Annotated in this window: 17 protein-coding genes; 6 read left to right on the forward strand and 11 right to left on the reverse strand. The window is 74.7% G+C overall.

The annotated features are described in order from the left end of the window. Positions 1-12: 12 nt before the first annotated feature. From ptsP to BJ971_RS22320, 4 genes are all read right to left on the reverse strand, one after another. A complete protein-coding gene (gene ptsP, locus BJ971_RS22305; protein WP_184995175.1) occupies positions 13-2,526 on the reverse strand; it encodes a phosphoenolpyruvate--protein phosphotransferase in 2,514 nt (837 codons plus the stop codon). Positions 2,527-2,531: 5 nt separating this feature from the next. Beyond that, positions 2,532-3,176, reverse strand: coding sequence for a dihydroxyacetone kinase subunit DhaL (dhaL, locus tag BJ971_RS22310; RefSeq protein WP_184995176.1), 645 nt, complete (start codon positions 3,174-3,176; stop codon positions 2,532-2,534). Between the two features lie 10 nt (positions 3,177-3,186). After that, on the reverse strand, positions 3,187-4,182 hold the full coding sequence (dhaK, locus tag BJ971_RS22315; protein WP_184995177.1) for a dihydroxyacetone kinase subunit DhaK: 996 nt from the start codon (positions 4,180-4,182) through the stop codon (positions 3,187-3,189). A 108-nt stretch (positions 4,183-4,290) separates the two neighbouring features. Next, positions 4,291-5,805: a serine/threonine-protein kinase gene (locus BJ971_RS22320; RefSeq protein WP_184995178.1), complete on the reverse strand. Its 1,515-nt coding sequence runs from the start codon at positions 5,803-5,805 to the stop codon at positions 4,291-4,293. 337 nt (positions 5,806-6,142) lie between these two features. Between BJ971_RS22320 and BJ971_RS22325 the strand changes: the two genes are divergently transcribed. The 6 genes from BJ971_RS22325 to BJ971_RS22350 all read left to right on the forward strand — a co-directional run bounded on the left by BJ971_RS22325 (position 6,143) and on the right by BJ971_RS22350 (position 12,960). Continuing rightward, a complete protein-coding gene (locus BJ971_RS22325) occupies positions 6,143-7,420 on the forward strand; it encodes a hypothetical protein (RefSeq protein ID WP_239087416.1) in 1,278 nt (425 codons plus the stop codon). Position 7,421: 1 nt separating this feature from the next. Beyond that, positions 7,422-8,027: a class F sortase gene (locus BJ971_RS22330; protein WP_184995179.1), complete on the forward strand. Its 606-nt coding sequence runs from the start codon at positions 7,422-7,424 to the stop codon at positions 8,025-8,027. Between the two features lie 10 nt (positions 8,028-8,037). Continuing rightward, complete coding sequence (locus BJ971_RS22335; RefSeq protein WP_184995180.1) at positions 8,038-9,141, forward strand: vWA domain-containing protein; 1,104 nt, start codon at positions 8,038-8,040, stop codon at positions 9,139-9,141. Positions 9,142-9,220: 79 nt separating this feature from the next. Continuing rightward, the gene (locus BJ971_RS22340; RefSeq protein ID WP_184995181.1) at positions 9,221-9,745 is read left to right on the forward strand and encodes a VOC family protein; all 525 of its coding nucleotides are present in this window, start codon (positions 9,221-9,223) and stop codon (positions 9,743-9,745) included. Between the two features lie 132 nt (positions 9,746-9,877). Further along, the gene (locus BJ971_RS22345; protein WP_184995182.1) at positions 9,878-11,602 is read left to right on the forward strand and encodes a YncE family protein; all 1,725 of its coding nucleotides are present in this window, start codon (positions 9,878-9,880) and stop codon (positions 11,600-11,602) included. A 191-nt stretch (positions 11,603-11,793) separates the two neighbouring features. Continuing rightward, on the forward strand, positions 11,794-12,960 hold the full coding sequence (locus BJ971_RS22350; RefSeq protein WP_184995183.1) for a hypothetical protein: 1,167 nt from the start codon (positions 11,794-11,796) through the stop codon (positions 12,958-12,960). A gap of 50 nt (positions 12,961-13,010) precedes the next feature. Here the strand turns inward: BJ971_RS22350 and BJ971_RS22355 are convergent, their stop codons facing one another. The 7 genes from BJ971_RS22355 to BJ971_RS22385 form a co-directional block, all read right to left on the reverse strand. After that, positions 13,011-13,433, reverse strand: a complete 423-nt coding sequence (locus BJ971_RS22355; RefSeq protein ID WP_184995184.1) for a hypothetical protein — start codon at positions 13,431-13,433, stop codon at positions 13,011-13,013. A 128-nt stretch (positions 13,434-13,561) separates the two neighbouring features. Further along, positions 13,562-14,254: a putative glycoside hydrolase gene (locus BJ971_RS22360; RefSeq protein ID WP_377921528.1), complete on the reverse strand. Its 693-nt coding sequence runs from the start codon at positions 14,252-14,254 to the stop codon at positions 13,562-13,564. Next, the gene (locus BJ971_RS22365) at positions 14,251-15,219 is read right to left on the reverse strand and encodes an NAD-dependent epimerase/dehydratase family protein (RefSeq protein WP_184995186.1); all 969 of its coding nucleotides are present in this window, start codon (positions 15,217-15,219) and stop codon (positions 14,251-14,253) included. Before BJ971_RS22365 ends, BJ971_RS22360 begins: the two co-directional genes overlap by 4 nt. After that, the gene (locus BJ971_RS22370; RefSeq protein ID WP_239087417.1) at positions 15,216-16,532 is read right to left on the reverse strand and encodes a nucleotide sugar dehydrogenase; all 1,317 of its coding nucleotides are present in this window, start codon (positions 16,530-16,532) and stop codon (positions 15,216-15,218) included. The genes BJ971_RS22365 and BJ971_RS22370 overlap by 4 nt, the downstream gene beginning before the upstream one ends. A gap of 41 nt (positions 16,533-16,573) precedes the next feature. Next, positions 16,574-17,632 (reverse strand): endo alpha-1,4 polygalactosaminidase, encoded by a 1,059-nt coding sequence (locus tag BJ971_RS22375; RefSeq protein WP_239087418.1) that lies wholly within the window; start codon positions 17,630-17,632, stop codon positions 16,574-16,576. Next, positions 17,629-18,540: an NAD-dependent epimerase/dehydratase family protein gene (locus BJ971_RS22380; protein WP_184995188.1), complete on the reverse strand. Its 912-nt coding sequence runs from the start codon at positions 18,538-18,540 to the stop codon at positions 17,629-17,631. The genes BJ971_RS22375 and BJ971_RS22380 overlap by 4 nt, the downstream gene beginning before the upstream one ends. Further along, positions 18,537-19,265, reverse strand: a complete 729-nt coding sequence (locus BJ971_RS22385; RefSeq protein ID WP_184995189.1) for a sugar phosphate nucleotidyltransferase — start codon at positions 19,263-19,265, stop codon at positions 18,537-18,539. The genes BJ971_RS22380 and BJ971_RS22385 overlap by 4 nt, the downstream gene beginning before the upstream one ends. Positions 19,266-19,268 lie beyond the last annotated feature (3 nt).

Genomic DNA, 19,268 nt, shown 5'->3' on the forward strand with positions numbered 1-19,268 from the left:
TTAACACTTATGTCAACGGCCGGCGTCCGCCAGCAGGGCGCGCACGGCCGCGGCGTCGGCCAGGTCCAGCGCCCGCGCCGCGACGTCGGCGGCGACGTCGAGGCCGGTGGCGCGGACGGCCTCCTTGACGCCCGGCACCGACCGCGGCGCCACGCTCAGTTCCCGCACGCCGAGCCCGGCCAGCAGCGGCACCGCCGCCTCGTCACCGGCCAGCTCGCCGCAGACCGCGACCTCGACCCGGCCGCCGGCACCCCGGCACACCGCGTCGATCAACCGGAGCACGCCCGGGTCCGTGCCGTCGGAGAGGCCGGCCAGCGCGGCGTTGCCGCGCTCGGCCGCGAGGGCGTACTGGGCCAGGTCGTTGGTGCCGATGCTGACGAAGTCGACGTGCGGCGCGAACGCGGCGGTCTTCAGCGCGGCCGCCGGTACCTCCATCATCATCCCGACCCGCAGGCCGGCGGGCGCGCCGCCGCCGGCGCGGGTGACGGCGTCGTCGAGCATCCGGCGCGCGCGCAGCAGTTCGTCCACGGTGCTGACCATCGGGAACATGACGCTGACCGGCGCCTCGTGCGCCAGCCGGACGATGGCCAGCAGCTGCTCGCGGAGCAGCGCCGGGTGCTCCAGCGAGTGCCGGATGCCGCGCACGCCCAGGTACGGGTTGTCCTCGGCGGCCGCGGGCACGTACCGCAGCGGCTTGTCGCCGCCGACGTCGAGCGTGCGTACGGTGATCCGCCGCCCGCCGAGCGCGTCCGCGATCTCCCGGTAGGCGGCCAGTTGCTCCTCCGCGTCCGGCGCCGCGTCGCGGCGCAGGAACAGGAACTCGGTGCGCACCAGCCCCGCCAGGTCGGCGCCGTGGTCGGCGGCGGCGCGCGCGTCGGCCGCCGATCCCACGTTCGCGCCGACGGCGACGCGCACGCCGTCCCGGGTGACGGCCGGCGCCGCCGCGCGGGCCCGCGCCCGTTCGCGCCGCGCGGCCTGAGCGACGGCCCGCTCCCGGAACGCCGCCAGCACGGAATCGGGCGGCGCCACGACGACCTCGCCGGTGCCGCCGTCCAGGGCGACGGGCGCGCCGACGGGGACCTCCAGCACCGCCGCGCCCAGGCCGACGACCGCCGGTACACCGCGGGCGCGGGCGAGGATCGCGGCGTGCGACGTCGGGCCGCCGAACGCGAGCAGCACGCCGGCCACCTGCCCGGCGTCGAGGCCGGCCGCCTCCGCCGGGGTGAGATCGGGTGCGATCAGCACGCCGGAACCCGCCGCCGCCGGCGCGGTGTCACCGAGCAGGGCCCGCAGCACCTGCGCCGCGACCGCGCGGACGTCGGCCTCCCGGGCCCGGAGGTATTCCTGCGGCAGCGCGCCGAACTCGGCGGCGATCCGGCCGGTCGCCGCCGACCAGGCCCGCGGTGCGCTCGCGCCGGCGCCGACCCGGGCGCGCACGTCGGCGAGCAGGTCGGCGTCGTCGAGCAGCAGCAGGTGGGCGTCGAAGATCGCCGCGTGGGCCTCGCCGGCGTCGCGGGCGGTGCTGCCGCGGACCCGGTGCAGGTCCCGCCGGACCGCCGCGAGGGCGTCCTCGATCCGGCGCCACTCCGCCGCCTCGCCCCGCGACGCGACGTCGGGCACCCGGGGCGCGGCCGCGCCGGGGTGCCAGGCGGGACCGATGCCGATGCCCGGCGACGCCGGCCGTCCGAGCTGGACGAGGCCGTCCGCCGCCGAGTCGAAACGACCCCCGGCGGCCTCCTGCCCGCCGACGTCCGGTTCGGCGGGCTCCTCGTCGAACGCGCGGGCGGCGAGCGCCACGACCCCGTCGACCGCCTCCCGCGCCTGCGCACCCGACGCGCGCACCTCGAGCTCGTGCCCGCGCAGCGCGCCGAGGACGGCGACCCGGGAGAGGCTGGACGCGGACACCCACGGCGATCCGGTGCCGCGGTTGCGGATCTCCACGGCGGCGTCGAACCGGCGGGCCTCGGCGACCAGTCGCGCGGCCGGGCGCGCGTGCAGGCCGTGCGCGTTGGTCACGGTGAACGCGGCGGACGGCCCGGGCGCGGCGCCGGCCGCCGGGTCCTCTTCGGCAGCCGCCGGGTCCTCTTCGGCAGCCGCCGGGTCCTCTTCGGCAGCCGCCGGTGCGCCGAGGTGGGACTGCTTGCCCGCCATCGCCGCGACGGCCTCGTCGCAGACCTCCCGGCGGCCGAAGCCCGCGGCCGCGGTGACGACCGCGGCGACCAGGCCCTCGACCAGCGGGGCCGGGCAGAGCACCACCCGCTCGCGCAGGTCGTCCGCCACCAGTTCGAGCGCGAGCTCGGCGGAGAGCACGGCGCTGCCCAGGTCCATCAGGACGACCACGCCGTCGCCGCGGTCGGCGGCGGCGACGGCGTCCGCGATGGCGACCGCGTCGGTGCCGAACGTCGTCTCGTCGAGGCCGGCGGCGACCTCGACCGGAACCGGCCGGTCGTGCACCACCTCCGCGGCGAGGGCCACCGCGGCGCGGGCCAGCGCGCGGCTGTGGCAGACCACCACGAGGCCGACCACCGGTGTCAGACCCCGTCCGCCAGCGCCGTCGCGGCGGCGGTCAGCAGCAGCGTCACCGACGTCGCGCCCGGATCCTGGTGCCCCGCGCTGCGCTCGCCGAGGTAGCTGGCGCGGCCCTTGCGGGCGATCATCGGGATGGTCGCCGCCGTGCCCTCCTCGGCCGCCCGTACCGCGGCCTTCAGGGCCTCACCGAGTTCCCGCCCGGCGGCGAGCGCGGCGTCCAGCGCGTCCACCGCGGGGGCGAGCGCGTCGTACATCGTCTTGTCGCCGGCGGTGGCCTTGCCGCGCGCGACCACCCCGTCGAGGGCCGCGCGCAGCATCCGGGCGCAGTCCCCCGCGTCCAGGGTGCCGGCGTCGCCCGCCGCCGCGGCCATCCGCAGGAACGCGGTGCCGTAGAGCGGGCCGCTGGCGCCGCCGACGGTGCTGATCAGCGTCATCCCGGTGCGCTTGAGCAGCATCGCCGGGGTGCCGGGTTCCTCGCCGTCCAGCGCTTTGCGCACGGCGGTCATGCCGCGGTCCAGGTTGGCGCCGTGGTCGGCGTCCCCGATCGCGGAGTCGAGCTCCGTGAGCAGGTCCCGGTTGGCCGCGACCAGCCGGGCGAACTCCCTGATCCAGGCCGTGAGTGCCGGGGTTCCCACCGTGGCGGTCATCGCGGGCGGATCACCACCGCAGCGCCGGGGTACGCACCGGCGCGTCCCACAGCCCCAGGATCTCGTCGTCGGCCTTGACCAGGGTGACCGAGCAGCCGGCCATGTCGAGGCTGGTGATGTACGAGCCGACGAGCGTGCGGGCGACGGTGACGCCGGCCTTGGCGAGGATCGTCGCGATCTCGTGGTACATCACGTACAGCTCGATCATCGGGGTGGCGCCCATGCCGTTGACGAAGGCGATCACCCCGGAGCCGCCGGTGAAGTCGAGATCGCTCAGGATCGGGCCGACGAGCATCTCGGCGACCTCGGCGGCCGACGCCGTCGGCACCCGGCGGCGGCCCGGCTCGCCGTGAATCCCGATGCCGATCTCCATCTGGCCGTCCGGCAGCTCGAACGTGGGCTTGCCGGCGGCCGGGACCGTGCAGGAGGTGAGCGCCATGCCCATGCTGCGGCCGTTCGCGTTGACCGCGCGGGCGACGTCGGTGACCTCCGCCAGCGACCTGCCCTGCTCGGCCGCGGCACCGGCGATCTTCTCGACCAGCACGGTCACCCCGACACCGCGGCGCCCGGCCGTGTACAGGCTGTCCTGCACGGCCACGTCGTCGTCGGTCACCACGGAGGCGACGGCGACCTTGGTCTCCGCCGCGGCGAGCTCGGCCGCCATCTCGAAGTTCATGACGTCGCCGGTGTAGTTCTTGACGATGTGCAGCACCCCGGCGCCGCCGTCGACGGCCTTGGTCGCGGCGAGCATCTGGTCCGGCACCGGCGAGGTGAAGATCTCGCCGGCGCAGGCGGCGTCCAGCATGCCGGGGCCGACGAACCCGGCGTGCAGGGGCTCGTGCCCGGACCCGCCGCCCGAGATCAGGCCGACCTTGCCCCGTACCGGGGAGTCGGCGCGGTAGACGATGCGTTGCTCGTGGTCGACGCGCAGGTCCGGGTGGGCGTCGGCGACGCCGCGCAGCGCGTCGGAGACCACGTTCGCCGGGTCGTTGATGAGCTTGTTCATCGGTGGCTCCTCGCTGGATGACGGAGGGACGGCCTGCCACTCCACAAGCTACGCCCGACCACCGGTGCACGTCGCCGCCTCGGCGCGGACCACCCGGGCGGCGGGCGCTCAGGCGCCGCGCAGCGGCCGGACGCTGTCCAGCACCACCGCGAGTTTCTGGAGGTTGGCGGTCCACGCCGACCTCGGGGTGTGCCATTCGACGAGGTAGGTGCCGCCGTCGACGGTCACGACCTGCTTGAGCGCGCGGGCCTGGCCGGCGGCGCGGTCGCGGAACAGGTACTCCCAGACCGCGCCGGAGCCGCGGGGCAGCGCCTCGATCCGGACGCGCCGGTAGCCCGCGGGCGGGGCCTGCCGCTCCCGGTCGATAAGCGCGGCCACGAGGTTCGTGGTGCCGGGCTCCCAGCGGCTGATCCGCAGGCCCGCCCGCCCGCCGGGCGCCGTGAAGACCCGCCCGCCGGGCGCGTCCCGGCGCTCCGTCCACCCGGTCGGCACGGCGACCGAGTAGCCGCTCGGGTCGTCCCACCACCTGTAGCCGCGGGGCAGGACGAAGGGCGACGGCGGCGGGGCCGCCTGCCGCACCGGCGCGGCCCGGGCCGGCCGGGCATTCGCGCCGTCGTCCACCCAGGGCCGGCGGACGGCCGCGCCGGCCAGCCCGGCCAGCACCAGGGTGGCGCACACCGCGGCGACCACCGCCGTTGATCCGCGGAACCGCGCCCGCGTCCGCGTCCGTGCGCCGGCCACGCCGCGCGCCACCAGGCCCGGCCCCGGGCGCCGGGTGGCGGGGACCGGCACCACCGTCGGCGCGAAGCCGGCCAGCACGCTCAGCCGGTCCTCGGCCTCGACCGTCGTCATCCGGGCGCCGGGGTCACGCCGCAGCAGTCCGTCGAGGACGCCCGCGAGGGGCCCGGCAAGGTGGTACGGGTCCGGCGCGCTGCCGGCCAGCGCGCGCATGGTGGCCTCCGGCGTCTCCCGGACGTACGGCGGCCGGCCCTCCACCGCGTGGTAGAGCGTCGCGCCGAGCGACCAGAGGTCGGCCTGCGCGGTGGCGACGCCGTCGAAGAGCCGCTCGGGCGAGACGTAGTTCGGCGAGCCCATGATCATGCCGCGGCGGGCCAGCGCGGCGATCCCCTCGCCGGTGACGGCCGGGCCGAAGTCGGTGAGCACCACGCGCCCGTCGTCGGCGATCAGCACGTTGCCCGGCTTGACGTCGAGGTGCAGGACGCCCACCCGGTGCGCCGCGTCCAGGCCGGCCAGCAGCGCCAGCCCGACCCCGGCCACCCGCCTGACCGGCAGCGGACCGGACTCCTTGATCACCTCCAGCAGCGATCGCGACGGCACGTACTCCATCACGATCCACGACTCGTCCTCGCCGGGCAGCACGTCGTAGATCTGGATCACGTTGGGATGGCTCACCCGGCCGGCCGCCCGCGCCTCGATCGGCATCCAGCTGCGCAGCAGTTCCCGCTCGTCCGGCGCGAGACCGTCCGGCGCCGCGCACTGCTTGATCGCCACGTCCCGGTGCAGCATCTCGTCGACGGCGAGCCAGACCCGGCCCAGGCCGCCGGAGCCGAGCGGGCGGGCGATCAGGTAGCGCCCGGCGACGCGGTGTCCCACACCCGGCATGCCGTCACCCCACGTGTCCGGAAAGGTCGGTGCTGCCTGCTGCACCCTGACCGTACTGCGCGGGGCGGCGCGATTCACGCCCGTCCGGGCAGGTATCCGGTGCAATTGACGCAGACCCCGGAGTTGTCGGAAATCCGACCGCGACTCCGGCCCGTCCGGCGGGTGGCGAAGCGCCGTTCCGGTGCGGAAATCCGGCCGCGCGGACCGGCACGAGGGACGCGACGACGGACTCGACCACCCTGGACGGCCAGCGTAGAGTCAGGCCCCGACGCCACCGCCGGCACCGGACTTCACGGTCCGGCGGCCACTGTTGACGAGACGCCGGGCGATGAGGCAGATGCGGATACGGGGAAAGGGCCGGCACGGGCGGCGGTTCGCGATTCTGTGCCTCGGACTGATCGTCACGCTGCCGACAGGGCCGGCGACCGCCCTGCCGCCCCGGCCGACGCCCGCCGGCCACGACCACGCCGCCGCCGCGCCCTCGGCGGGCGAGCGGGCGCTGCGGCTCCAGGCGCTGCTCGGTCAGCACTCCGTGCTGGCCGCGGAGTTCATGCGCGGCAGGATCCGCGGCGACGAGAACTTCGCCCAGTCCGCGAACGCCGCGCTCGGCCGCAACACCGACGCGATGGCCCAGCTCCTCGGCGAGCTGCTCGGCGCCGCAACGGCGAAGAGGTTCGCGGAGCTGTGGCAGGAGCACGTCGTCGAGCTGTTCACCTACGCGGGCGGTCTGGCCGATCAGGACGACGCCGTGCGCGCCGAGGCGCGCGAGGAGCTGCTCGAGTACGAGCAGGACCTGGCGGGGTTCTTCGTCGGCGCCTCGCACGGGCGCCTGACCACCCGGGCCGCGAACAGCGCCATGCGGATGCACGTCGACCATCTCCTGGACCAGGCCGACGCCTACGCGGCGCGCGACTACCCGGCGGCGGACCGCCTGTACCGGGAGTCCTACCGGCACACCTACGACCTGGGCGGGACCGTCGCCGCCGCGCTGCTCCCGGCGAAACAGGCGGCCGCGCTGCGCACGCCGATCTGGCGCCTGCGGTCCCAGCTCGGCAAGCTGCTCGCCGAACACGTCGTGCTGGTGGAGGACGTGACCAGGGCGGCCGTCACCGCCGGCCCGGACTTCTCCGCCGCGGGGCAGACGCTCAACGCCAACACCCGCGATCTCGCGTCCGCGATGGACAGCATGTTCGGCGCGGCGGCGGCGCGCGAGTTCCAGTCGCTGTGGGCGCACCACGTCGACCAGGTCGTGGCCTACGCCGCCGCGACCGCGGCGCGGGACTCCGCCCGCCGCGAACAGGCCCGGGCGAGCCTGCACGCCGTCGAGGGCCGGCTGGCCGCGTTCCTGGAGGGCGCGACGGGCAAGCGGCTGCGCTCGACGAGCCTCACGGACGCGCTGCTGGCGCACGACCAGATGCTCCTGCGGCACGCCGAGGCCTTCGCCGCCAAGGAGTACGGCACCGCGCAGGAGATGGCGTCCGAGACCTACGACCACATGTACGAGCTGGCCCGGCTGCTGGCCGGCGCGTTCGGGGCCACCGTCGCGGCCCGGCTGCCCGTCGGCGGCGCGGCGACCGGCGACGGCGGGATGGCCGGCGTCGTGGAGAGACGCTGAGATGATCGCCCGCGCCGCCCTGCTGGTCGCCCTCGCGGTGCTGCTGACAACCGGCCTGGCCCGGTCCGGTCCCCCGACCCAGGGCACGCCGGTCGCCGTCGCGCCGGTCGCCGAGCCGCCGGGCGGACCGGCCGACACGTTCCGGTCGGTGCGCACCTACCCGGCCGTCGCGGAGCCGGTCCGGCTCCGGATCCCCGCGCTCGGCGTCGACAGCACCCTGCAACGCCTCGATCGCCTCGCCGACGGCACCATCGCGGTGCCCGGCCGCCCGGACCGCGCCGGCTGGTACGCACAGGGGCCCCGCCCGGGCCAGCCCGGACCGGCGGTGGTCCTCGGTCACGTCGACTCCCGGACCGGGCCGGGTGTCTTCTTCGGCCTCGCCGGGATACGGCCCGGCGCGATGGTGCACGTCGACCGCGCCGACCGGAGCACCGTCGCCTTCCGGGTGACCGAGGTGTCGCGGGTGCCGAAGTCCCGCTTCCCGACCGACCTGGTCTACGCGCCCACCCTCGAGCCGACGCTGCGGCTGGTGACCTGCGGTGGCGGCTTCGACGAGTCGCAGAGGAGCTACCGGGACAATGTCATCGTCTACGCGACCCCGGCCTGACCGGCGCGCCGTGCGGGTGCCGGCGGCCCTGCTGACGATGCTCGTCGTCCTGTGCGCCGGCCCGCTACCCGCCGCCGCGGCGATCCCGCTGCCCGTCATCGCCGTGCTGCCCGGCGCCGAGCGGACCTGCCTGGTGGTCGACCTGAGCGCCGTGCCCGGCGCCGCCAGGACCGCGACGGTCACCGTCGACGGCGCCCCGCTGCGGGCCGAGCTGACGCCGGTGATCTCCGACGGCCTCGCGGTGGTGCTCGTCGTGGACGCCTCCGACGCGGGCGCGCCCGCCCTGCCCGCGTGGCTCAGCGCCGCCGCCCGCTTCGTCCTGGAGGTCCCGTCCGGCACGCGCGCCTCGGCGATCGCCGACACGTCGCCGCCGGCCCTGCTCACCCCGCCCGGGCGCGGGCCGGCGGGCGTCGTCGCGGCGCTGAGCTCGGTACGGGCGGGCGGGCGGCGCAGCACCTCGTCGGCGTTGACGCTCGCGCTGCGGCAGTTCCCGGGCGCCGCGACCGGTCCCCGCGTGGTCGTGGTCTACACGAGCTCCGCCGACGCGGGCGGGGAGAGCGCGGCGGCCCTCGCCGCCCGGCTGGTGCGTGCGGAGACGATGCTGGTCGTGGTCGGCGCCGCCGGCGACGGCGCGTACTGGGCCGACGCCGCCCGGGCCACCGGCGGATTCTTCGCGCCGGCGGGCACGCCGGTGGTGGTGCCGGCACTGGACCAGGTGGAGACCACGCTGCGGGGCCGCCATCTGGTGCGGTTCGCCACCCCTGCGGACCGGCCGGCCCGGGTGTCCGTCCGGATCGACACCGGCGGCCTCAGCCTGACCGGCGGCGCCGTCGTGCCCGCGGATCCCGTGCTCCCGCCGGGCCCGCCGCCCGGCACCGCGACCGGCGCACGCTGGTGGCCGATCGCCGGCTTCGTGGCGCTGCTGGCCGTCGCCCTGATCATGTCGGACCGGTCCCGGCGCCGCCGTGGCGGCCCGCCGAGCGCCGCCGTCGAGGACGGGCAGGTCGCCGGGGAGCCGGTGCGGGCCGTGGGGATGTCCCCGGCCGCCCGGGGCCGCGCACCCGTGCCGCCGCCGGCCGCCGCGCACCAGGAGCCGCCGGAGACCACGCCGTGAGCCCGCGTACCGCGCGCCGGTTTGACGGCCCGGCCGGCGGCACACGAGGCTGTCCGTACCGACCCGAGAGGAGCACGCCATGCCACAGCCGGAGGGCGCCGAGCTCGACGCCGTACGCGAGCGTCGGGCGGCACTGCGCGAGGCCTACCTGCGTGCGCCGGCCGACCGGCCGGCGACCACCGGGCGGGGCATCCACCACGCCGCGCTGATCTGCCGCGACGTGGAGGCCACCATCCGCTTCTACCAGGACGTGATCGGTTTCCCGCTGGTGGAGCTGGTGGAGAACCGCGACTACGCCGGCTCCAGCCACTTCTTCTTCGACGTCGGCAACCGCACCCTGCTCGGCTTCTTCGACTTCCCCGGCCACGACCACCCGGACTTCCAGGAGACGATCGGCGGGGTGCAGCACATCGCGCTGTCGGTGAGCCCGGAGCAGTTCGCGGCCGCCAAGGAGCGCTTCGACGCCGCCGGGATCAAGTACCTCGGCCCGGACCGGGGCGTGGACGACAGCCTCTACGTCCGCGACCCCAACGGCGTCGGCATCGAGCTGTACCGCGAGGAGCTGGGAGTCTTCGAGGGCACGACCCTCGTCGCCGGATCCTGACCGCCGCGGCGACCGAGTCACCGTGATCGATCGGCGGCAATGCCCCGTTTATCGAAAAATGCGCAAACGCTAATTTCGCTCAACGGGTTTCCATGACCCACCTCGTCACCGCATGCTGATCGAGGGGTCACGATGAGTGAAGAATTCCTGCCAAGGCATGTACGGACCGAGATCGACAGTCCGATCCGGGAGTCTCGCCTGCTGGGCGTGGGGGAACTGGCCCAGATCGTGACCAGCTCCGACCTCGCCATGGCGGGCGCCGCCCAGCTCGCGCTGCGGCGCCTCGCCGAGGACGACAGCCGCGCCGTCGCCGCCGCCGCCGCGACGGTGCTCGGGCGCACGGCGGTCCGCCTCAACCCCGACCGCGTGGACTTCGGCGAGGTGGCGGCCGGCACGCCGCACCTGGTCGCCGACGTCATCGTCGAGGGCCCGCCGCTCGCCTTCGCCACCGCGACCGTCACCGCCGCCGGCCCCGGCCTGCGCGCCGCGCTGACGGGCCGCCACCTGCGCATCCTGTGGCAGCCCCGCTCGGACTGGCTGGACGGGTCGATCACGGTGCACGGCTCGGCCGGCTGGGCCGAGGTACGCGTCACCGGCCAGGTCGCGCAGTCGGAGCCCGCGTTCCAGGCCGCCCTCGAGGCCCAGCTTCAGGCGGAGGCCGGGGTCGGCGGCGGTAACGCGGCGCGCGTGACCGTGCTCCCCGCGCCGCCGGTGCGCCGGCGTGCCGGCGCCGCGGTGGTCATCGCCGGGCTGACCACCCTCGCCCTGCTCGGCGGCGCGGGCGTCGCGATGGCGCTGACCAACGGCGCGCAGCGCGAGCTGCCGACGGTCGCCGCGCCCGCCACCCCGGTCACGGCGGCGCCGGCGCCGCTGTCCGCGGAGGTCGACGGCCGGGGTACGGCCGCACCCGCGCCGACCGCCCTCGCGCGGGTGCCGCTCGCACTGCGCGCGGCGAGCACCAGCCGGCCGACCGCGGTCGCCACCATCCGGGTGGGCAACGAGCCCGAGGGCGTCGCGGTCTCCCCGGACGGCCGGACGGTGTACGTGGCGAACCAGAGCTCCCGGATCCTGTCCGTCGTGGACGCCGCCACCCGGCGGGTGACCGCGGTGACCCTGCGCCACACGCCCCGGTTCGTCACCACCTCCCGCGACGGCAAGCTCGTCTTCGTGTCGATGTACGAGAAGGACATGTCCGGCAGCGGGGTGGCCGTGGTCGACGCCGCCGGCCGCCGGGTGCTGCGCTACATCGCCACCGGCGTGCAGCCGTTCACCCTGGCCGTCTGCCCGGAGGACCGGCTCTGGGTGCCGATCCACGGCAAGGGCCGGGTGGAGATCTACGCCACCGCCGACCAGCGCCCGGACGGCCAGGTGATCGTGCCGCCCAACCCGCACGCGGTGGCCTTCTCCGCGAGCCAGCGGCGGGCGTTCACCGCCAACCACGAGTCGAACGCGGTCACGATCATCGACATGCGCACCGACCGGGTGCTCCGGTCCGTACCGGTGAGCCGTTCGCCGCACAGCGTCGCCGTGTCGCCGGACGGCGGCACCGTGCTGGTCGCGGGCTACGAGGCGGACACCGCGGACCTGATCGACGCGAAGACGATGCGGCGCACGGGGCCGTTCCGGGTCGGCAAGCAGCCGCAGAGCGTGGCCTTCGCCGGCGACGGCAAGCACGCGTACGTGGTCAACGAGGGCGACAACACGGTGTCCGTCCTGAACGGACGCACCGGCGCGGTGACGGCGACGGTCAAGGTCGGCCGCAGCCCGCGTACGGTCGCGGTCTCGCCCGACGGGCGCCTGGCCTACGTGACGAACGGCGGCGACGACACCATCTCGGTGCTGCGGATCGGCGAGTGAGCCTTTTTCAACGTGGCCCGGGCGGCAGCTCCCGGCGGCGGTCGACGACTCAGATACCTCTGGCCCGAGGCCAGGTGGAAAATTGCTCATTGATGCGCCCCCGGAGCGGGGTCGCGGCGGGGCGCGAGCCCACCTATCATCTGATTGTGATCGGTCGATCCACGAAACGTAACGACGGTCGGTGAGCGCAGATGACCGCCGCGGGTTCGATCGCGCTGGCGATCACCGTGTTCGGCGCCTTCTGCTACGCGACCGCGGCGATACTTCAGGCCGTCGCCGCCCGGCGCACCACCAGCACGATGAAGGCCATGGGCCACCCGTTCTACCTGGCGGGCATCGGCTTCGACATGATGGCCTGGATCGGCTCGATCATCGCCCTGCGTGAGCTGGCGGTCTACGTCGTCGAGTCCATCCTGGCCGGTTCGCTCGCGGTGACCGTGGTGGCCGCGCGGTTCATCCTGAAGTCGCGGATGCGCGGCCGGGACGTCGCCGCCGTGGTGGCCTCCCTCGCCGCGCTGACGGTGCTCGCCCTGTCGGCCGGTGAGCAGCACGACGTGGTGGCGACCACCGGGCTGCGGGTGGCGTTCTGCGCCGCCGCGGTCGGCGCGGCGCTGATCGGCTGGGGCGCGACCAGGACCGGCTCGGCGGGGCTGTGCGCGGCGGTCGGCGGGCTGTGCCTCGGCGGCGCGGCGCTGACCGGCCGCGCCCTGCCCGCGGCGCCGATGGACATCGTGACCGACCCGCTCCTGGCGGCCCTGCTGATGTTCGCCGTGACCGGCATGATGATGTACGCGCACGCGCTGGGCATCGGCCAGGTGGGCCCGGTGACGGCGGTGCACTGGACCGCCGAGGTGGTCGCGCCGTCGGCCGTCGCGCTGCTCCTGCTCGGCGACGCCATCCGCCCCGGCTGGCAGATCCCGGCCCTGGTCGCCGGGCTGGTCACCGTCGCCGCGGCCGTCCTGCTGGCCACCGCGCCGGCGACCAGCGCGACCCACGAGCCGCAGGCCACGCCCGAACTGCCGGCGGCACCGGCACCGGCACCGGCGGCCGCCGCACCGGCCCGGCCCGCGCCGCAGCGCGGCCGCGAGCGGGTCATCTGGTGGGGCCCGCCGCCGATCTGGATACCCGCGGCCCGGACCCCCGCGGCCCTGGCGGCGCCGCCGGTCCGCGAGCTCGGCTGGAGCCCGCCGAGCACGCAGCCGCCCTGGGCCGAGCCCCGGCGGCCCGACGCCGACCGGGACGAGGTCCCGTTGCCGGAGCTCGTGATGCCGCGCCGGCCGGCGCCCGAGGCGGCCGGCGCCCCGCCACCGGGGCCCGCGCCGGCCGGGAGGCGGCCCGCGCCCTGGCACGACCTCTGACGGAACCGGGCCGCACCCCTGGGGGACGCGGCCCGTGAGTCAGCCCGGAATCAGGACTTGGTCATGCTGCTGCAGTACCAGCCGCCGTTGATGACGCCGTCGTGGTAGCGGGCCGCACAAATGCGCACTTCGAGGTTCTCGGTGACGTCGTAGTTGCAGGTCGTGACCTCGGAGCCGGCGGTGCCGGTCGTGGTGGTGTCGACGCAGTGGTCGCGCAGGTCCCGCCAGACCTTGCCGTCACAGGCGACGTTGGCGCAGGCCAGGTGCTGGAGCACGGCGTGCACCGAGTGGTCGTCGGCGGACCTGTCGTAGACCGTCAGTTCGTCACCGTAGGTGAAGAACATCGAGAAGCCCCAGCTCTTGTCGACGCTCACGTCGTCGCCGCTCGCGGAGGCGGAACCCTGCGCACCGACGACCATGATCGCGCTCGCCGCCAGGGCCACACCGGCCTGTATCCATCTCATGCGCTTCATCAGCAAGTCCCTTCGTGCCGGTGTCCATCACCTGCCCTCACTTGGTATCGGCGGTCGCGATTGACCGACAGCCCGATCAATCAATTCCGGACAACGAGCGGGCCCGGCCGGAGCCGGGCCCACCCGTTTCACACCCGGGACAGTGCCCGGTCGCTCACCACGCACTGCATGCCGAACTGCCGCGCCCGGCGCATCGCGAAGTCCGTCAGACCCGGCGTGTCCGCGTAGTCCAGCGCGTACAGGTCCAGCTCCAGTTGGAGGAGCTGCTCGGCGATCTGCGCGTGGAACTCCAGCACGTCCGCCGGCCACGGCGCGTAGCCCTCCTCGGTCCAGCGGGCCGAGAACGACTCGAACACCACGCCGTCGACCAGCTCGGCCAGCTGGGGCAGCATGCCGAAGCCCCGGTTCGCCAGCAGATAGCCCGGCTTGGCCTCGGTGCGGATCGCCGCGACCAGCGTCAGCAGGTGCGGGATGTCCTCCGGCCAGGTCAGCTCGACGTTGAGGGTGTCCATGAACAGCCCGGCGAACCCGGCCGCCATCGCGTCCTTGGCCTGGCCGACCACGTGCTCCACCCACAGGGGGTGGCCGACCTCCACGAACGCGCCGCCCCAGTCCGGGTTGCGCTCCTTGCGCTGCCACGGCGCGGGCGGACCCTGGTCCTCCGAGAGCGTCAGGTAGCCGAGGGTCTGCACGCCCTTGTCAGCCAGCAGGGCAAGCTCCTGCGGGCTGTAGAAGTCCGGCTGGAGCACCACCCGCGGGTACGTCGCCAGCTCCTCCAGGTGGCCGTCGCCGTAGTAGAAGCAGATCGGCGGCCGGGTCACGACGGCCATCCGTTCTCGCGGTACCAGGCGTAGGTGGTCGCGACGCCCTCCTCGAGCGGCACGGCCGGCTCGTAGCCGGTCAGCTCGCGCAGCCGGGACAGGTCCGGGCAGCGGCGCGGCACCGAGCCCGCCGGCGCGGGCCGCGGTTCGACGACCGGGCTCACCTCGGCCAGCCGCAGCACCAGCTTGGCGAGGTCGCCGATGTTGGTCTCCTCCCGGTCGTTGCCGATGTGCACGATCTGCCCGGCGGCACCCGGCGCCGCCATCAGCCGCAGCATCGCCTCGACCGCGTCGTCGACGTGGCAGAACGCCCGGAACTGGTCCGCGCCCGGAACGCTGAACACCTCGTCGCCGCGCAGCGCCCGCAGGGACATCTCCGGGATCACGTGGTCGGCGCCCATCCTCGGGCCGTACACGTTGTGGAAGCGGCCGACCACCGCGTCGAAGCCCTTCGCGCGCGCGGTGTGCAGGAACGCGGCCTCGCCGAGCAGCTTGCTGACGGCGTAGGCGAAGCGCGGCGCGGTGATGTCGGAGATCATCACCGGGATGTCCTCACCCGTGGGCACGGCGACGACGCCGGCCTCGACGCCGCCCGCGTAGACCTCGCTGGTCGAGGCGAAGAAGACCCGCTCGCCGGGCGCCACCCAGTCGAGCAGGTGCATCGCCGAGAGGGTGTTGACCCGCACCACCCGGGCCGGGTCGGCCTCCACGTTGCGCACGCCGACGACGGCCGCCAGCAGGTAGATCTGGTCCCAGCCGTGCGGCAGCGCGGCGAAGGTGGCCGGATCGGTCAGATCACCGGAGACCACCTGTACGGCGGGAGCCGCGCGCAGCTCGGACAGGTCGCGGTCGTCGCGGCCGCGGGAGAAGTCGTCAACGATGGTGACGTCGTGGCCCTCGGCGACCAGCCGGCGGGCCAGGTGCAGGCCGATGAACCCGGCGCCGCCGAGCAGCAGCGCCCTCATGCCGACGCCTTGGCGTCGAAGCGGGGCAGGTAGCCGAGGCCCGCGTAGCGGATGCCGGCCGCGGTGACCGCGCCGGCGTCGAGCACCCGCCACGAGTCGTAGATGAACGCGGGCCGGGACTCGCCGAGGATCTCCGGGATGCTGATCGCCCGGTAGTCGGGGTGGTCGTTGATGACCAGCACCGCGTCGGACTCGGAGAAGGCCTTGTCGAGGCTGACCGGGTCGCCGCCGTACTGGCGGATGACGTCGTCGGTGACCATCGGGTCGTGGCCGATGACGGTGATGCCCGCCGCGGAGAAGGCCGGCATCATGCTGGCGATCGGGGTGCCGCGCATGTCATCGGTGGGCGGCCACCCCTTGTACGCCCAGCCGAGCACCGCCAGCCGCGCGCCCCGGGTCTCGCCGCGTGCCTCCCGCAGCATCCCCACGACGGTCTCGGCGACGTGCACCGGCATGAACTCGTTGAGCTCGCGGGCCCGGCCGACCAGGAACGGCTCCCGCCCGTGCGCGCTGTCGATCATGATGTACGGGTCCTTGGAGAGGCACCCGCCGCCGACGTAGCCGGGCTTGGACAGGTCGGGCCGCGGGTAGTCCGCGTTCGCCGCCCGGATCACCTCGAGCGGGTCGAGACCGTGCCGCTCGGCGATCAGCGCGATCTCGTTGCCGAACGAGTAGATCAGGTCGGTGTGGCAGTTGTTGGAGAGCTTGACCAGCTCGGCGGTCTCCAGGTCGGAGACCTCCACGATGGTCCGCGCCAGGCCGGAGAAGAACTCGACGCCGGCGCGCAGGCTGGCCTCGTCCAGGCCGCCGATCACCTGCGGCAGCTCGACCAGCTCGCGCAGCGCCTGGCCCTGGATGGTCCGCTCGGGCGCCATCACCAGCTTGACGTCGTCGCCCCAGGCCGCGCGCAGCTCCGGCAGGACGACCTGCCGGCTGGTGCCGACCGGGACGGTGCTGCGGACCACGACGAGCGTGCCGGGCGCGCAGCGGGCCGCGACGCTGCGGGCGGCGGCCGCGAGGTTGGCCAGGTTGGGCCGCCGGGTGTTGTCGTCGACGGGCGTCGACACGCTGATCACGGCCACCTCGACGGTGTTCGGCGGCAGCTCGGTGCCGACGTGGATGCGGGTGCCGATGTGCTCGGCGAACACCTCCTCCACGCCCGGTTCGAAGATGTGCGACCGGCCGTGCGACAGCGTCTCCAGAACGCCGGGTGACACGTCGGAGCCGTGAACGACGAAGTCCTTAGTGGCCAGCGCGGCGGTGAGTGTGAGACCCACGTAGCCGAGCCCGACCACCCCGATCGTCTTGGGCATGTTGCCTTTCCCTTCCGTTGACATGGTGCGCGTCCCGCCGCTCAGGCGCAGGGCGGGGTGAGACGGTCCAGCTCCAGCACGGTGACCGTGCCGGCGAAGCGCTCGCTGCGGTACCGGCCGCAGGCCGAGCGGATGTCGGCGGGCCGGGTGGCGTAGTCGACGCTGAGCACGAACTTGCCCGCGTCGCGCAGGGCCCGGGTGTCGGCGAGGTTCTCCGCGCAGAAGTCCTCGGTGCACGGCTCGTCGGTGGCGAGGAAGAACAGCTCCTCCATCGCGATGCCGTCGATCGCCTTGGTGTAGCCGCCGAAGCGGCGCAGCTCCGGCGAGTTCTGCGGGACGATGAGGAAACCCGGGCGGCGCGCCTTGGCGTACGCGCTGATCCGGGCGATGAGCGCGGCCATGTCGGCGCCCAGCGCCGCGCGGTCGCGGCCCTGTGCGTACCGCGTGTCGATCTGTTCGTAGGCGAGCGGGGTGTCGAGGTAGACCCCGTCGAAGCCGGCCTTGAGCGCCTGGTCGACGCGGCCCCGGATCACCCGCTCCCACCAGCGCTCGTCCCAGTAGCGCACGAAGTACTCGCCCGGCCAGTCGCCCCACTCGTTGGCGATCAGGTCGCCCGCGTCCCGGCGCAGCACCGGATACTCCGGCCGGAACTCCTCGATGCTGCCGATCTCGAAGTACGCGAGGACCCGCTTGCCGGTGCCGCGCACCTTGCGGATCTCGTCGGCGCGGAAGTAGTCGGCGTGCGCGTCGCGGGCCAGGTCGACCACCGCGAGCTGGTAGGGCCCGGAGGCCAGCTGATCGAGCCGGCCGTCGGGGTACTCCTGGAGCTGGTACGCCCAGCTGGAGATCCGGCCCGGCGCCGGCGCGGCGGCGGACCCCGACGGCAACGGCAGCGTGCCGCCGGAGACCACCGGCGCCGAGGACGGCGGTGCGGAGACGGACGGCGCGGACACCGGCGGCGTGGACGCCGGTGGCGCCACGGTGCCGGTCGCCGTCGGCGCGCGGCCGGTGCCGGCGCGGATCACCAGGACCGCGCCGACCGCCAGCAGCGCCACCGCGAGCAGGCCCGCGAGGACCATCCCGCGCCGCCGGTTCCTCATCCGGCCTCACCCGCCGCCCAGATGTCCTTGATGGAGGTGGCCAGGTCCCGGCTCGGCGCCCAGCCCAGCTCCGCGCGGGCCCGGCCGACGTCGGCCTCGATCCAGTCCACCGCGGCCGAGCGCCGCGGCCCGGCACCCTGCTCGCGGATCTCGCCGTGATAGCCGGCGGTCTCGGCGAGCAGCCGCACCGCCTGGCGCGAGCGGACCGCGCGGCCGCTGCCGACGTTGAAGACCCGGTGGCGCAGCCGCGGCTGCCGGAGCACCGCCGGGACGATCTCCGCGAGGTCGCGGACGTCGACGAAGTCCCGGTACGCCGAGAGCGGGCCCATGGTGATCTCGTCCGCGCCGGTGGCCAGCGCCGAACGGATCCGGTCGGCGGCGCGGCCCAGCATGTTCTCCTGCGACATCCCCGGGCCGATCGGGTTGAACACCCGCAGCGACACGGTGTCGGCAAGGCCGTTGTCGCCGGCGAGCTGGAACAGGCGGGTGCCGGCCAGGTGGCTGACGCCGTACGCGGCGACCGGCGTGGCCGGGTCCTCCTCGGTGACGGCGTGCCCGTCGGCGACGATGCCGTACTCCCCCGCGGAGCCGAGCCGCACCAGCCGCAGGCCGGGACCGGCCGCGGCCACCGCCTCCAGCAGCGTCGTCGCGACCAGGGTGTTGCCCCGGATCAGCTCCGAGTCGGTGCCGCCGAGGCGGCCGACGCAGCAGACGATCGCGGTGGGCCGGTGCTCGCCGATGAGCTGGACCAGACCCCGGTGGTCGCCGTCGATCAGGTCGTGGTCGCGGCGGCCGGGGCAGATCACCGCGTCGATCTGGGTATCCGCCTCCAGCGCGGCACGCACGTGTCCGCCGATGAACCCGGAGGCACCGAACAGCACGACCCGCCGGCCCGGAGCTTCGCTCATACCGGCTCCCGGGAGCGCTGGGGCAGCAGGATCGGCAGCAGGCTGGCGCAGGTGCGGTTGGCCTCGTCGTAGTCCTCGGGCCGGCCGATGTCGAGCCAGAAGCCGTCGAACGGGTAGGTCGCCGGGTTGTCGCCGCGGTCAAGCAGGTCCAGCACCAGCTGGTCGAAGCCGAACGGCAGGCCGGGCGGGTACGGCGCGAGCGCCTTGCGGGACATGCCGTACACGCCCATGCTGACCGGGTAGCTCAGCACGGGCTTCTCGCGGAAACCGACGATGCGGCCCTCCTCGACGTCGAGGACGCCGAAATCGATGCGGTGCTCCTGCGCGGCGGTGGCCACCGTCAGCGCGGCGCCGCCGAGGGTGTGCGCGGCGAGCAGGTCGGCGTAGTTGAGGTCGGTCAGGATGTCGCCGTTCATCACCAGGAACTCGTCGGGCAGCGTGTTCTTGAGCCCGAACAGCGGCCCGATCGTCGAGAGCGGCACGTTCTCCTCGACGTAGTCGATGCGCAGGCCCCAGCGGGCGCCGTCGCCGACGAACGCGCGTATCAGCGGCCCGAGGTGGTTGATCGCCAGTGTCACGGACGTGAAGCCGAACGACGCGAGCTGATCAAGCACGATCTGCAGGATCGAATGGTTGTCCCCGATCGGCATCAGCGGCTTGGGCAACGCCGTCGTGTACGGCCGCAACCGGACGCCTTTGCCGCCGGCAAGGATCACTGCGTGCATCGC

Source organism: Amorphoplanes digitatis, from assembly GCF_014205335.1.
Lineage (GTDB): Bacteria > Actinomycetota > Actinomycetes > Mycobacteriales > Micromonosporaceae > Actinoplanes > Actinoplanes digitatus.